General features: G+C 65.3%; 12 protein-coding genes. 4 read left to right on the top strand and 8 right to left on the bottom strand.

The features are described 5' to 3' along the window. Positions 1-48: 48 nt before the first annotated feature. The 8 genes from ytfQ to GL300_RS14805 form a co-directional block, all read right to left on the bottom strand. Positions 49-1008 (bottom strand): galactofuranose ABC transporter, galactofuranose-binding protein YtfQ, encoded by a 960-nt coding sequence (ytfQ, locus tag GL300_RS14840; RefSeq protein ID WP_155040437.1) that lies wholly within the window; start codon positions 1006-1008, stop codon positions 49-51. Between the two features lie 117 nt (positions 1009-1125). Beyond that, positions 1126-2505 (bottom strand): M81 family metallopeptidase, encoded by a 1380-nt coding sequence (locus tag GL300_RS14835; RefSeq protein ID WP_155040436.1) that lies wholly within the window; start codon positions 2503-2505, stop codon positions 1126-1128. A gap of 8 nt (positions 2506-2513) precedes the next feature. Continuing rightward, the gene (locus tag GL300_RS14830; protein ID WP_155040435.1) at positions 2514-4394 is read right to left on the bottom strand and encodes a beta-N-acetylhexosaminidase; all 1881 of its coding nucleotides are present in this window, start codon (positions 4392-4394) and stop codon (positions 2514-2516) included. Next, positions 4391-5485, bottom strand: a complete 1095-nt coding sequence (locus GL300_RS14825) for an N-acetylglucosamine-6-phosphate deacetylase (protein WP_155040434.1) — start codon at positions 5483-5485, stop codon at positions 4391-4393. Before GL300_RS14825 ends, GL300_RS14830 begins: the two co-directional genes overlap by 4 nt. Continuing rightward, entirely contained in the window at positions 5479-6732 is a 1254-nt protein-coding gene (locus tag GL300_RS14820; RefSeq protein ID WP_155040433.1) for a class II D-tagatose-bisphosphate aldolase non-catalytic subunit, read from the bottom strand. Before GL300_RS14820 ends, GL300_RS14825 begins: the two co-directional genes overlap by 7 nt. Beyond that, positions 6729-7649: an ROK family protein gene (locus tag GL300_RS14815; protein WP_343043057.1), complete on the bottom strand. Its 921-nt coding sequence runs from the start codon at positions 7647-7649 to the stop codon at positions 6729-6731. The genes GL300_RS14820 and GL300_RS14815 overlap by 4 nt, the downstream gene beginning before the upstream one ends. Beyond that, complete coding sequence (locus GL300_RS14810) at positions 7637-8695, bottom strand: AgaS family sugar isomerase (RefSeq protein ID WP_155040431.1); 1059 nt, start codon at positions 8693-8695, stop codon at positions 7637-7639. The genes GL300_RS14815 and GL300_RS14810 overlap by 13 nt, the downstream gene beginning before the upstream one ends. Then, the gene (locus tag GL300_RS14805; protein WP_155040430.1) at positions 8692-9588 is read right to left on the bottom strand and encodes a DeoR/GlpR family DNA-binding transcription regulator; all 897 of its coding nucleotides are present in this window, start codon (positions 9586-9588) and stop codon (positions 8692-8694) included. The genes GL300_RS14810 and GL300_RS14805 overlap by 4 nt, the downstream gene beginning before the upstream one ends. A gap of 162 nt (positions 9589-9750) precedes the next feature. Between GL300_RS14805 and GL300_RS14800 the strand changes: the two genes are divergently transcribed. The 4 genes from GL300_RS14800 to GL300_RS14785 are packed head-to-tail and all read left to right on the top strand — an operon-like array spanning position 9751 to position 13368. Next, on the top strand, positions 9751-10494 hold the full coding sequence (locus GL300_RS14800; protein ID WP_155040429.1) for a copper homeostasis protein CutC: 744 nt from the start codon (positions 9751-9753) through the stop codon (positions 10492-10494). Further along, positions 10491-11654: a Gfo/Idh/MocA family protein gene (locus GL300_RS14795; protein WP_246195197.1), complete on the top strand. Its 1164-nt coding sequence runs from the start codon at positions 10491-10493 to the stop codon at positions 11652-11654. Before GL300_RS14800 ends, GL300_RS14795 begins: the two co-directional genes overlap by 4 nt. Then, positions 11651-12529 (top strand): carbohydrate ABC transporter permease, encoded by an 879-nt coding sequence (locus tag GL300_RS14790; RefSeq protein ID WP_155040428.1) that lies wholly within the window; start codon positions 11651-11653, stop codon positions 12527-12529. Before GL300_RS14795 ends, GL300_RS14790 begins: the two co-directional genes overlap by 4 nt. Next, entirely contained in the window at positions 12526-13368 is an 843-nt protein-coding gene (locus GL300_RS14785; RefSeq protein WP_155040427.1) for a carbohydrate ABC transporter permease, read from the top strand. Before GL300_RS14790 ends, GL300_RS14785 begins: the two co-directional genes overlap by 4 nt. Positions 13369-13372: the final 4 nt, after the last annotated feature.

The following is a 13372-nucleotide window of genomic DNA, read 5'->3' as shown; positions in this document are numbered from 1 at the left end:
TCCCCGAAAGGGAGGTCGGGCGGGGTTATGGCCCCCGCCCTCAAGCACTCAGTAGCCAAGGTCTTTCTTGGACTCGTAGACGCCTTTGGGGTCATCCGCCTGAGTGAACAGCTTCGATTCCGTCTGGATCCATTTCGGCGGAAGCGTGCCATCCGCCTTGAATTTCTCCAGCACGTCAAAGGCCGGGCCTGCCATATTCGGGGTCAGCTCGACCGTGGCATTGGCCTCACCTGCCTGCATCGCCAAGAAGATGTCCGGCACGGCATCGATCGAGACAACCTTGATGTCGGTGCCGGGCTTCAGACCCGCTTCCTTGATGGCCTGGATCGCGCCGACAGCCATGTCGTCGTTATGGGCATAGACGGCGCAGATGTCCTTGCCGCCATTCTCGGCCTTGATGAAGCTCTCCATCACTTCCTTGCCCTTGGTCCGGGTAAAGTCCCCGGTCTGGCTGCGGGCGATGGTGATGTTCGACTTGCCGGCAATGGCTTCCTCGAAGCCCTTCTTGCGGTTGATCGCGGGCGACGAGCCGGTGGTGCCTTGCAGCTCGACCACCTTGCAGGCCTTGTCGCCCACATCCTTGACCAGCCATTCGCCGGCGACCTTGCCTTCAAAGACCTGATCCGAGGTGACGGCGGTCAGATACAGGTCATCGGGCGCGTCGATCTGGCGATCCAGCAGGATGACCGGGATCTCGGCTTCCTTGGCCTCGCCCAGAACCTCATCCCAGCCGGTGGCGACGACCGGAGCGATCAGGATCGCATCGACGCCCTGCGCGATGAAGCCGCGGACGGCCTTGATCTGGTTTTCCTGCTTTTGCTGGGCATCGGCGAATTTCAGGTCGATCCCACGTTCCTTGGCCTGCTGCTGGGTCACGGTGGTTTCCGCAGCGCGCCAGCCCGATTCCGAGCCGATCTGCGAAAAACCGACGGTCAGATCAGCCGCAAAGGCGGCGCCGGACAGCATCAGACAGGCGACCGAACTGGCCGCCAGAAGCTTGCGTTTCATGATTTTTACTCTCCCTGCAAAGGTCCTCCAACCTTCAAGAATCAGGGATAAAGTATGATTTATTACCCGTCAACAAAACCATTTGGACAGTTTTACGCGGGCTTCTGGCCGCAAAAGTCAGATGAAATGGGCAAACCCGTCGCGCTGGAAAGGCCATATCGGGCGCGGCCGGTGATTGTTGGGCAGCGCCAGCACGTCCTGCGACACCGCGCCATCGGTCAGGGCCATGACCTGAGCCAGTGGCAGCTCACGCAGGTCGGGCGACAGGTAGCCGGATTTCACCACCACCAGATCGGCACGCATCGGGTCCAGTCCCAATGCGGCAAAGTCGGCCAGATCGTGAAAGGGTCTGCGTCTTTCGGTCAGAACACAGGCAATGCCGCCACAAGTGACAACGGCCCCGCCTTCGGTCAGGCGGATCGCATCGGGGATCAGTTCGAGCTGTGGGCCGCTCCCGCCCAACTCGCCGCCGACGCGGATTTGTGGATCACCGCGGCGCAGGGCCGCCACCGCCCCCGGTGCGGCAATGCCCACGATCAACGCCCGGCGTGAGGCATCCGCCCCCCAGCCGCGCGCGATCAATGCCGCCAGCACGTCCGCACGATCCCCCACCGCGCCCGCCGTCGGGTTGTCGCCGCTATCGGCCAGGACCGTTGGCCCGGTCAGCCCATCCAGAAGCGACTCCAGCGGCGCGGAATGCATGTCAGGCAGAAGCTGTTCGCGCACATCCCAATAGGCGCGGGCGATCGCGTCCGCTGCCGCCTGACCGGCCGCACGATCGGTGCAGGTGACTACGGCCGCCGCTGTCGCGCGCGGGCTGTCGGCCCAGACATAGCCGATCATCAGGTTCGCGTCGCAGACACCCGGCTTGGCGTCATAGTCCGGCAACGCCGCGTAAAGCGCCTGACAGGGTTCGACAAAGGTGGATGACATCTCGCCCGAGACCAGCAGCGGCACGGCCCGCCGCACCACCCAGGGCCGCGGACCACCGCGCAGCGCATCCAGCAGCATTCGCGCCGCCCGCGCCCGCGTCTGCGGCTGGTCGACATGAGGCGCGGTGCGAAAGGCGGCGAAGGCATCAACCGTATTCACAATCGTTTCGGTGATCTGGCCATGCAGATCCCAGGCCGAGGAAATCACCGCGCGTGCGCCCACAACCTCGCGCACGCGCTGAACGAAATGCCCTTCGGGATCGTCGAAGCCCGGCACGAAATAGGCGCCGTGCATGATCAGCAGCACCCCGTCCAAGGGTAGCGCCGCCCGCAGCCTGTCGCAGAACTCATCGCATTGCGCGGCGAACAGATCGGGAGAAACCGGCCCGCCGGGGATCGATCGGTCATGAAAGATCGGCACCGCTTCGACCCCGTGCCAATCCGGGCCGACCCCGGCCATATCCAGCAGCGCCTGTCCCTCGGTGCGGGTGAAATCAGCCGCAACCTGCATCAACGGCGAATAAGTCGAGCATTCGGTATGAATGCCCCCGATGGCGACGCGCATGAGCTTCCTTACAGTTGTGGCATGAGACGGGAGAGTGCGCAGAATCGCGGCCAATCCTTGGCTTCGGAACGGGTCCAAGCGGATTCCGCGACCGCCGACAGGCGCGGAAACACCATCGCGTTCCAGCGCTGGCGGGTGGACAGCATTTCGGACCAGACCCCGGCCTGTATGCCGATCATGCGGCCAGCGGCATCCGTGGGCAACCCCTCGGTCGGCTCGAAATGATAGGTCTTTTCGGGCGGGACCGCGCCGCCCCAACTCAGGCCGATCGCGTCCCAATCCGCCGATTGCGTCATGTCGAGGTAATAGGCCTGCCCCGGCGTCGCGATCACGTCGTAGCCCGCCTGCATCAGCTCGGCGGTCTTCTCGACCGAGCGCCATGCGAAAAGCAGCGTGTCCTGCGGGCTGACCCCGCCGCCATCGGCGCATTCGTCCCAACCGGCCAGCGACCGCCCGCGATCAGCCAACATCTGCTGCATCCGGCGCATGAACAGCGCCTGAAGGCGGTGGGTCACGCCCTCGCCCGCGATGCCTTCGGCCTCGGCCAAGGCCATTGCGGCGGGGCTTTGCTGCCATGAGCGGGGATCGACCTCGTCACCGCCCAGATGGATCAGATGCGAGGGGAAAATCTCGCATACCGCGTCCAGAACCTTGCCCAAGACCTCATAGACCGCCGGCACAGCCGGGTTCACCGCATTGTTCGGATAGCCCTGAATCGAGCGATAGCTGTCGGGAACCTCAGCCGTGTCGGTCAGGCCGGGGATTGCCGCCAGAAGCGAGGTCAAATGCCCGGGGCTGTCGATCTCGGGCAGAACTTCGATTCCAAGACTTGCTGCATTCGCGACCAGATCCCGAGCCTCGGCCACGCTGTAATGGCCCGCTTGGCCCCAATGCAAATCGGCATATTGCGGCAAAAGCGGCAGGCCCGCGCCGCGCCGCGCCGCGATCCGGGTCAGGTCCGGCAGCGAGGGGATCTCCAGCCGCCAGCCCTCGTCATCGGTCAGGTGCCAGTGCAGACGGTTCATCCTGTGCCATGCCAGGATATCGCCGGCGCGGCGAACCTCTTCGATGGTGCGGAAATTGCGCGCCACGTCCATATGCATCCCGCGCCATGCAAAGCGCGGGTGATCCTCGATATGGCCACGAAGGGGCTCGCGGAAGCGCGGATCGCTTAGCGCCGCGTGGCTGATCTGGGCCAACGCAACCAGCCCGTGCCGCCGCCCATCCGGATCGGCATGGGACAGGGTGATGGCATCGGGGGTGAAATCCAGCCGGTAGCCCTCGGCAGGCATATCGGCGGGCTGGAACCTAACCGGGCGACCGTCGCGCGACAAAATCCCGCGCGCAAAGGGGAAAAGCCGCTGATGCAGCGCCGCGACCTCGGTCAGTTCAGCTGAGGGAAGCAGCCCGACCGGCTCGTCCCATTCCGCAATGTCGACGTGCTGCGGCCAAGGCAGCAGGCCCAAGGGCAGGTCCAGCCGCCCTTCGGGCAGCGGTGCAAGCGGCCCTCGCGGCGTGCCGGGCGGTGGCTCAAGATCGCCCAGAAGCAGCGGTATTTCCCCGCCATCCGCCTCGATCCATGCCGACATGACCCCTTGGCTGCGGTTCTTTGGCGGATGGGTCAGGGACAAAATGCGGATCAGCCATGCCTCGCCCGGAGGGATCAGTAACCCCTCGGGCGCGATCAGGCGGTGGTAATTGCCAAAGCGCCGGTCCAGCGCCGCACCCTCGATCTGGGCCGGCCCCGCGATGCGGGTCATCGACGACATGCACAGGGCCACAGGTGCGACCGGCGCATCACCGCGATTGTGGATGGACAGGCGGAACATCCCGCCCTTGCTGTCAGGCGCACCCTCGGGCGACCAGCATTGCTGAAGCCACAGGGTCATCGGGGCAAGTCCTGCAAATGCAGATCACCGTCCAGCGCGATCAGGTCGCGCATCGGCACCCCCGGCGCGACGCTCAGCGCGGGCAGGCCCATGGCCTGCCGGGGCAGGTCGGTCGCCATGGCAATGGCGCGTTCCTGCGGCATTCCGGTCATCGCGATCAACCTGCGCAGCGATTCCAGCATGTCGATATGCGCCCCGGCCAGCGAGCCTTGCGCATTCACCAAGGCACCGTTCTCGACATGAATTTCCATCCCGTAAAGCGAGAAGCGATCCGGCCCCCCCACCGTCGGCATGGCATCCGAGACAAGGAAGCAGAGATCCGGGCGCGGCCGGGCGGCCAGCGCCACGGAAAGCATTTCGGCCGAGACATGGATGCCATCCGCGATCAGCCCGCACCAGCCTTCGGACAGGATCGCGGCGGCAATCACCCCCGGCGCGCGCGAGGTCATCTGCGGCATGGCATTGAAAAGATGGGTGAACATCGCCACACCATCCGCCATTGCCGCACGTGTCTGGTCAGCCGTGGCCATCGTATGGCCCGCCGAAAGCACCACCCCCAAACCCGCCGCCTCGCGCAGCAGCGCGGGATCGGCCAGTTCCGGGGCAAGGGTCAGCAGGACCGGCACCTGCGCGCTGCGCAAGCGGCGCAGGACCGCCATCGTGCGCTCGTCCAGCGGACGGATGAAGCGCGGGTCATGCGTGCCCCGACGCGGCGGCGAGATATGCGGCCCCTCGATATGGATGCCCGCGACACCGGACTGCCCCATCGCGGCAATCACGGCCTCGGCGGCGGCTTCCATGACCTCGGGGGCATCGGTGATGACCGTGGGCAGGATCTGCGCCGTGCCCAGACGGTGATGCGCGGCGGCGATCGCGGCAATGCCCTCGGGCGTGGGGTCGGCGTTGAACAGCACGCCGCCACCGCCATTCACCTGCAAATCCGTGCAGCCGGGCATCAGCAGCGGCACCGTCAGGTCGGGCGTGTCGGGGCCCAAAGGGCGCAGCGCCACGATCCGGCCTGCATCGGCTTCGACCGCCAGCCCCTCGGCCAAGCGGCCCTCGGTCCACAGCCGTTCGGCGGCGATCAGCATGTTTCCTCCGGGTAATAGGCGGCAAGGGTCTGTTCGACATGGGCCTGAAGGATGGCTCGGGCCGGTGGCAGGTCCAGCCGGGACGCGCGCTCCAGTGTTGCGGTCGGCAGGTATTGCAGCAGCAGCGGCGCGGGCAGAGGCCCGTCCAACGCGGCACATAGCCCCTGCACCTCAGCCTCGGCACGCGGCCAATAGTAGCGGATACGGTCGGCATAGCCGAAATGCCGCATCAGCCGCAGGCTGTCGCCCTCGCCGTGATAATGGCCTTGCCAGTATTTCGGCTGCTCCAGCATCAGCGTCTCCATCCGCTCGCTGATATGCGGGCTGCCGTCGATCCAAGCGCGGACATGGGACAGCGCGTATAAAGCCTCGCGCCAGGCAAAGGTCAGCGCCGGGCCGACCTTGAGGATGCCGAAATTGCGCCTTGTCAGATCGGCATAGACCTCGGGGGATTGGTAATCGGTCGAATGCGCCTCGAAGCACAGAACGTCATTCGCGCCCAGCACCGGGCTGAGGGCATCGGCTTGCGACAGGTCAAAGCGGTGGATGGATGCAGGGGCGAATTCCAGCCCCGGCTGGACGACCAGCCCCCGCACGCGCGCCCATGCCGCAGACGCACCGGCGGCGGCAAAGGCCTCTTCATGCGCGGCAAGGGTTGCGCGCGCATTTCCGGGAGGGGTCGGCAGGATGCCCTCATCATCGTGGCGCGCACCACCGGGCGGGGGAACCTCGGTCCCGACGATATAGGTCAGTGCCTCGGGGTCCGGGGCGGCAGCTTCGGCGACAGCGGCAAGACGTGCCGCGCGGGCAGCGGCGAGGGCGTCACCGACCTGCGCGGGTTCGCCCTGACAGCCTTCGGAGCAGTCCAGATGGATCTTGGTAAAGCCCGCACGGACATAGGCCGCAATCATCACCTCGGCGTGGGACATCGCCGCATCGGACGAAAGGTTGCGCCATGCCTGCGGGCCAAGGTGGTCGCCGCCAAGGATCACGGGCACATCGCCCAGACCATGCGACGTGGCGATGTCGCGGACAAAGGTGATGAAGTCGGCGGGCGTCATGCCGGTATAGCCGCCGAACTGGTTGACCTGGTTCGAGGTCGCCTCGATCAGCGCGGGCATGTTGTGCTCACGTGCCTGCCGCAGTCCCGCCGCAATCACATCCGGATGGGCCGAGCAGACCGAGGGGATGGCCGGACCGATCCCCTTGCGCATGGCCCGGATGATCGGAGTCAGAAGGTCGCTCATGCCTTGCCCGCCTTTGCCATCAGGGCTGCGCCACGCGCGCCCGAACTGTCGCCATGTGCGGCGATGCGAATGTCGGGCAGGCTGACCTGCCCCAGCCGCAGCCGCTTCAACGCCCCGGTCAGGCGCTCGGGCAGGCCGGGGATATTGGACAGTCCCCCGCCTACGACAATCACCTGCGGGTCCAGCATCAATTGCGCGGAGTAAAGCATCTCTCCGGTCAGGTCGGCCCAGATCTCCATCACCCGCGCGGCTTCCGGGTCGGTCGCCGCCCGGCCCGCCACATGGACCGGGTCGGGATCCGAAAGCCCCGCCCATTCCGCGATGCGCCGCAGGCCTGTACCCGAGGTGTAGTTTTCATTGCAGGCATCCCGCCCACAGCCGCAGGGCCAGATCGGCAAGCCGTGCCGGGCCAGCGCGCGGGCGGGCATCCCCAGATGGCCGATTTCCACGGCAAGGCCCGCATGGCGCGGCGGCAAATCGCCCCGGATCACGAAGCCCGCGCCAACCCCGGTGCCAAGGATCAGGCCCAGAACCGTGGCCGCCCCCTCGCCCGCGCCGCCATGCGCCTCGGAATAGGCGAAGGCCATGCAGTCATTGATCAGCGGCAGGTCACGCCCCAGCGCCTCGCCCAGTTCCCGGCTTAGATTGCGTCCCGAGACCGGGATATTCGAGGCCGTGGCGATACCTGTCCTCGGGTCGATCAGCCCTGCGATGGAAATCGCCACCGGCAGCGACGGATCACCCGCCACCTGTTCGAGCCAGCGGATCTGGCCGACCAGCGCGGCAAGGAAGCTGTCGAAATTGTCGCGCGGGGTCGGCACGCGGCGCATGTCCTGCGTATTAGCGGCATGGTCGAAAAGCCGGGCCTCGATCTTGGTCCCGCCGAGGTCGATGGCGCCGCTGATCAAGGCTGCCACCCGTAAAGCTTCACGCCCGAGACCACGCGGGTCAGGTTCATCCCATGGAAGGGATCATCGACATTCTTGCACAAAGCCTCGGACCAGCGATGCGCCAGAATTTGCGCGGGCAGGACGTAAAGAGCCGGATCGGCGGGGGTTCCGGTCGGCGTCAGGTCGATGTCGCAACCCTTGCCAATGGTCATGACAGCTTTCGCCCCGAACTGACGACGCACTTCGGCCGCCAGATCCAGATCATAGCGTGCCACCTGCGGATCGGGCGAAATCATGACAAAGACCATGGTGCCGATGACATCTACTGCCGCCTTGGGACCGTGACGGAAGCCCAGCGTGCTGTCCCATTGCGTGATTGTTCGACCGCCCGTCAGTTCCAGAACCTTCAGCGCCGATTCCCGCGCGATCCCGGTCAGCGCGCCGGAACCAAGGAAGATCGCGCGCTGTGGGACGGCGCGTTCGATGCTCCATAGCTGCGGCAACAGCGCCTGCGCCGCATCGGCAAGGCGAGGCAGCACCTCGGGCGCATCGAAACTGGGATCAAGGCAGGCCAGCGCGCTCAGATACATCGTGGTGAAGCTGGAAGTCATGGCAAAGCCGCGATCATGCGTGGCGGCGGGCAGGATCAGGGCGCGGGTTTCGCCCGGCCCCGGACCCTGACGCGTGCCCATCGCGCTTGCCGCGTTACAGGTGATCTGCAAGCGGTCGATATCGGGACGATGCGCGTCCAGCAGGTCCATCAGCCCCACGGATTCCGAACTGTCGCCGCTGCGCCCGAACTGGATCGACAGGACCGGACCCTTTGCGCCAAAGGCCAACCCCGGCACCGAGACCAGGTCCGTCGTCGGCCATGGCCGCAGATTGCCGCCCATTTGGCGGGCCAGAACCTCGCCGATATAGGCCGAAGTTCCAGCACCCGACAGCCAGATTTCAGACGGCGCACGCGCCGCGATCCAGTCGCGGATGATTGCGGCCTGTTCGGCCAGTGGCCCGGCCCAGTCGCGCCAGATCGCGGGCTGCGCGTTGATTTCCTCGGCGGTGAAAGTGGTCATGCCTTGTCCTTCGGTTCGATTCCGGCGGCTTTCGCGACGATCAGCCGGACCGTCGCCGCATCCAGCGCGGCGCGGATCTCGGGGGTGGGATCGCGGTCGGTGATCAGAATCGCCACGCGCGACAGCCCGCAGATGCGATGCAGGCGCGAGGCGCGGAATTTGGTGTGGTCGGCCAGCACGATCACGCGGGACGATGCATCGACCATGGCGCGGGTGACATGGGCCTCATCCTCGGAATAGGTGGACAGTCCCCCTTCCGGATCGATGCTGTCCGCACCCATGACGAAGGTGTCGAAATTCATGCCCGCAAGGCTTGATTCCGCCAACCTGCCGGTCAGTGAACCGGTCGAGGGACGGATGACGCCCCCGGTCAGCATCACCCGATGGCGGCCGTTCCGCATCGCGTGCTGCGCCACCATCAGCCCCGAGGTCATGATGGTCATGGCCGGATGATCGTCGCTTTGGCCCAGCGATTCGGCGACCAGCTCGACGGTTGAGCCATTGTCGATCAACACCGCCCGGTCATCCGCCAGCAGCTCCATCGCGGCAGCGGCGATGCGGCGTTTGGCCTCGGGATTGGCCAGCCGGCGGTCGGCGGCCTGCGGATGAACCGCCGCGCCTGTGCTTTGCGCCGCCAGCGCCAAGGCCAGTTCGATGCGGAATTCGGCCAAGCCCGCAAAGCCCAGACTGCGGCAGAAGCGAATCAGCGTCGGCTCGGAGGTACCCAGCCGGGCGCAGATCTCGCGCGAGGTCATGCGGATGAATTCCGACGGATCTTCGGCCACGAAGGCCGCGATCGCACGCAGCTTGGCGGGCAAGGAATCGCGGGCCGAAAGCACCGCTGCCCATAGGGCTGCGCCGTGAAGCGGCTTGTCGTCAGGCGCCTGCTGCATCCCGCGTCCCATTGGCTAACTGTGTTTTGCACAATGTTTTCCAGCACGAAATGTTTGTCAAACTAAAATCCAGATAGCGATGTGTTAGCTGTGCTGAAAAATATGTTTACAGAAGTTTTGTTTTGTTGTTGCCTTCGTTTCATCACCTGACCCGGAGGTCCGATGCCTGCCCGCCCTACTCGCCCGCTTCTTGAAGTCTGTGTGGACGACCCTGCGGGGCTTGCCGCGGCCATCGCGGGGGGCGCGGATCGGATCGAACTTTGCGCGGCGCTGGCCGTCAGCGGGCTGACCCCCGCGCCCGGTCTGATCGCTCAAGCAGCGGAATCGCCCATCCCGGTCTGCGCGATGATCCGGCCCCGGCCCGGCGGCTTCATCTATTCGCCCGAGGAACTCGACGCGGCCTTCCATGACATCAAGGCGGTCAAGGCGGCGGGGCTTGCGGGCATCGTGACCGGCGCGACCCTACCGGACGGGCGGCTGGATCTGGACACGCTGGCCCGCCTGCGCGATGCGGCGGACGGGCTTGAACTGGTCATCCACCGCGCCTTTGACCTTGGCCCGGACCTTGAGGAATCGCTGGAACAGGCCATTGAACTGGGCGTCTGCCGCATCCTGACCGCAGGCGGTACCCGCGCCGCGCCTGAAGGCATCGAAACGCTGTCCCGCCTTGCAGCACAAGCCGGGGACCGCATCACCATTCTGGCTGGCGGAGGCGTGTTGCCGGAAAATGCCGGGCGCTTGCTGGCGGCGGGGGTGCATGAGTTGCACGCCTCTTGCACCAGCATGGTCGAGGACCCCTATCCCGCGACCCGCATCAATATCGCCGCCAGCCGCCCCCAGGCGCTGGCCAAAAATGTCCGCGCCCTGCGCGACGCGATGGAACTGGCGACGGAGCAGACGCAATGAAAAACGGGATGAAGACCGGCATCATCGGCCTCGGCAACCGCATTGCCGCGATCCTGCCCTTTCTGCGCGAAAGCTGCCCGGATCTGGATCTTGTCGCCGTCGCCGATCCCGGCCCCGCGCATGAGGAGCGTCTGCGTGATGCAGCGCCCGCCCATACCTATGCAGACCCCGCCGAGATGCTGGGACACCACCGTTTCGACCTGCTGTTGATCGGCTCGCCCAACCACCTGCATCTGGACCACCTGCGGCAGGCTTTGGCCAGCGACACGCCCCATATCTTTGCCGAAAAGCCGGTGGTGATCTCGCTGGACGAGACGCTGGAACTCGCACGCCTGCTGGCCGCGCATGATGGCGTGAACCGCGTCGCTGTCGGCATGGTCCTGCGCTATTCGGCGCTGTATCGCGCGCTGCGCGCCGCCGCGCCGCAGATCGGTGAGGTCATGTCGATCGAGGCTTCGGAACATATCGCCCCCTATCACGGCAGCTTCTTCATGCGCGACTGGCGGCGCGATTCAGCACTGTCGGGCGGCTTCATGCTGGAGAAATGCTGCCACGATCTGGACCTTTACCAAGGCGCGGTCGGGGCGCGGGCAGCTCGGGTCGCGAGCTTTGGTGGCCGCAAGAAGTACCTGCCCGCGCATCGCCCCTCGGACGCCCCCGACTACCTGAACGTCATGTCGCCGCGCTGGGGCGGGACCCGCGACGCTTATTCCGGTCAGGGCGACCTGATCGATTACCAGACCGCGCTGATCGAATACCAGAACGGCGCGAGCATGGCCTTTCATACCAATATGAACACGCCCGACGAGTTCCGCCGCTTTGCCGTGATCGGAACCGACGCGATGGCCGAGGGCGATTTCATCCGCAATTACTTCAAGCTGACCCGCGCCCATGACAGCGCCGTGCTGATCGATGACCCGAACATCGGCAAGGCCGGCGACATGACCCATCATTACGGCGCGGATGAGGCGATGTGCCGCGATCTTGCCGCCCATTGGCGCGGCGAGCTGACCGAATTGCCGCTGACCGTGACCGATGCGCTGGAGGCAGGCGTGACCGCCCTAGCACTGGACCAAGCCCGGCGCGAGGGGCGCGTGGTAGATCTGGCCCCCTTCTGGGCGCAGTTCGACGCGGCCCTTTCGGCCAAGGCGGTCGCATGAAGCGGACCGACGCCTTTCCCTATCTGCTGCTGATCCCGGCACTTCTGCTGGTCGGTGTCATCGCCGCATGGCCCTTGGTCGAGACGTTCCGGCTGTCCTTCACCGACGCCTCGATGAAGCAGACGCAAAGCTATGTCGGCTTCGAGAATTACCTGAAATTCTTCCAGCGTGACTTCTGGCCGATCCTTGGCCGCACGCTGGTCTGGACCACGCTGTCGGTCAGCCTGAAGCTGGTCATGGGCCTGCTGGGCGCGGTGCTGCTGAACGCCGCCGTGCCGGGAAGGGCGCTGTTTCGCATCCTGATCATGCCGCCATGGGTGGTGCCGGTCGCGGTCGGCTGCTTCATGTGGGCATGGATGTATAACGGCCAGTTCGGGATGATCTCAGGGCTGGGCCAGCGTTTCGGGGTGTTTTCCGGACCGTTCGAGTTCCTTGCCTACAAGCAGGCAGCGTTTATCGCGACGGTCGTCACCGATGTCTGGATCGGCACGCCGCTGGTCTCGCTTTACCTGCTGGCCGCAATGCAGACGATCCCCAAGGACCTGTATGAGGCCGCTTGGACCGACGGCGCGGGGCGCTTCTACCGCTTCCGCCGGGTGACGCTGCCGCTTCTGATGCCTTCGATCACCACCATGGCGCTGCTGTCCACGATCTGGACCTTCAACAGCTTCGAGATCATCTGGATCCTGACCGAGGGTGGGCCGCGCGGCTCGACCACGACCATGATCATCGACACCTACAAAACCGCGATTTCCCGCTTCCGCTATGGCGAGGGCGCGGCCCGCGCGGTGATGATCCTGATCTGCCTGATGGTGCTGTCGGCCATTTATCTGGCGCTTCTGAACCGCCTGACCCGGAAAGGGCGCGCAAAATGATCAACCGCTATCGCTGGTGGGAACTCGTCCTGATCTATGCCGGTATGGCGCTGTTCCTGACCTTCATGCTGGCCCCCTTTGTCGAGGCCTTCATGGTCTCGCTGCGCCCCTTGGCCGAGGTGTTTCGCATCCCCTATCGCTTCTTCGCCGAAGGGATGAGTTTCGCCAATTACCGCCAGATATGGATCTCGCAGCCGATGCTGGGGCGCTGGATCATCAACAGCTTCGGCATCGCGGTGGCGGTCACGATCCTGTCGATGATGTGTTCGATCCCCGCCGCCTATGCCTTTGCCCGCTTCAAGTTCAAGCTGCGCGACGGGCTGCTGTCGCTATTCCTTGCCGTGTCCATGGTCGGTGCGGCGGTGCTGATCATCCCGCTTTACAAGCTGATGCTGGCGCTGGGGCTTTTGAACACCTACGCCGCGATGATCATTCCGGGCGCGGCCTTCACCGTGCCGACCGGCATCTTCCTGATGCGCAGCTATTTCATGCGCATCCCGGCCGAGCTTGAGGAAGCGGCCTATGTGGACGGGGCAAGCCGCCTTTACACCATGCGTCGGGTGATCCTGCCGATTGCCGCGCCGGGCATGGTCGTCGTCGCCATCACCACCTTCATCACCGCCTATGCCCAGCAGTTCCTGTTCGCGTTGACCTTCAACTCGAAGAACCACCTGAACCCGCTGCCGGTCGGGCTTTACCAGTTCTTTGGCCATCAGGAAGTTCGCTGGAACGAACTGATGGCCGCCAGCATCGTCGGCGTGCTGCCGGTGCTGGTGCTCTACGTCTTCCTGCAACGATACATCGTCGCCGGGCTGACCGCCGGCGCGGTGAAGGAATGACGGC

Origin of the sequence: Paracoccus litorisediminis (assembly GCF_009711205.1) — a bacterium.
GTDB lineage: Bacteria > Pseudomonadota > Alphaproteobacteria > Rhodobacterales > Rhodobacteraceae > Paracoccus > Paracoccus litorisediminis.
This window is presented reverse-complemented; position numbering and strand designations above follow the sequence as displayed.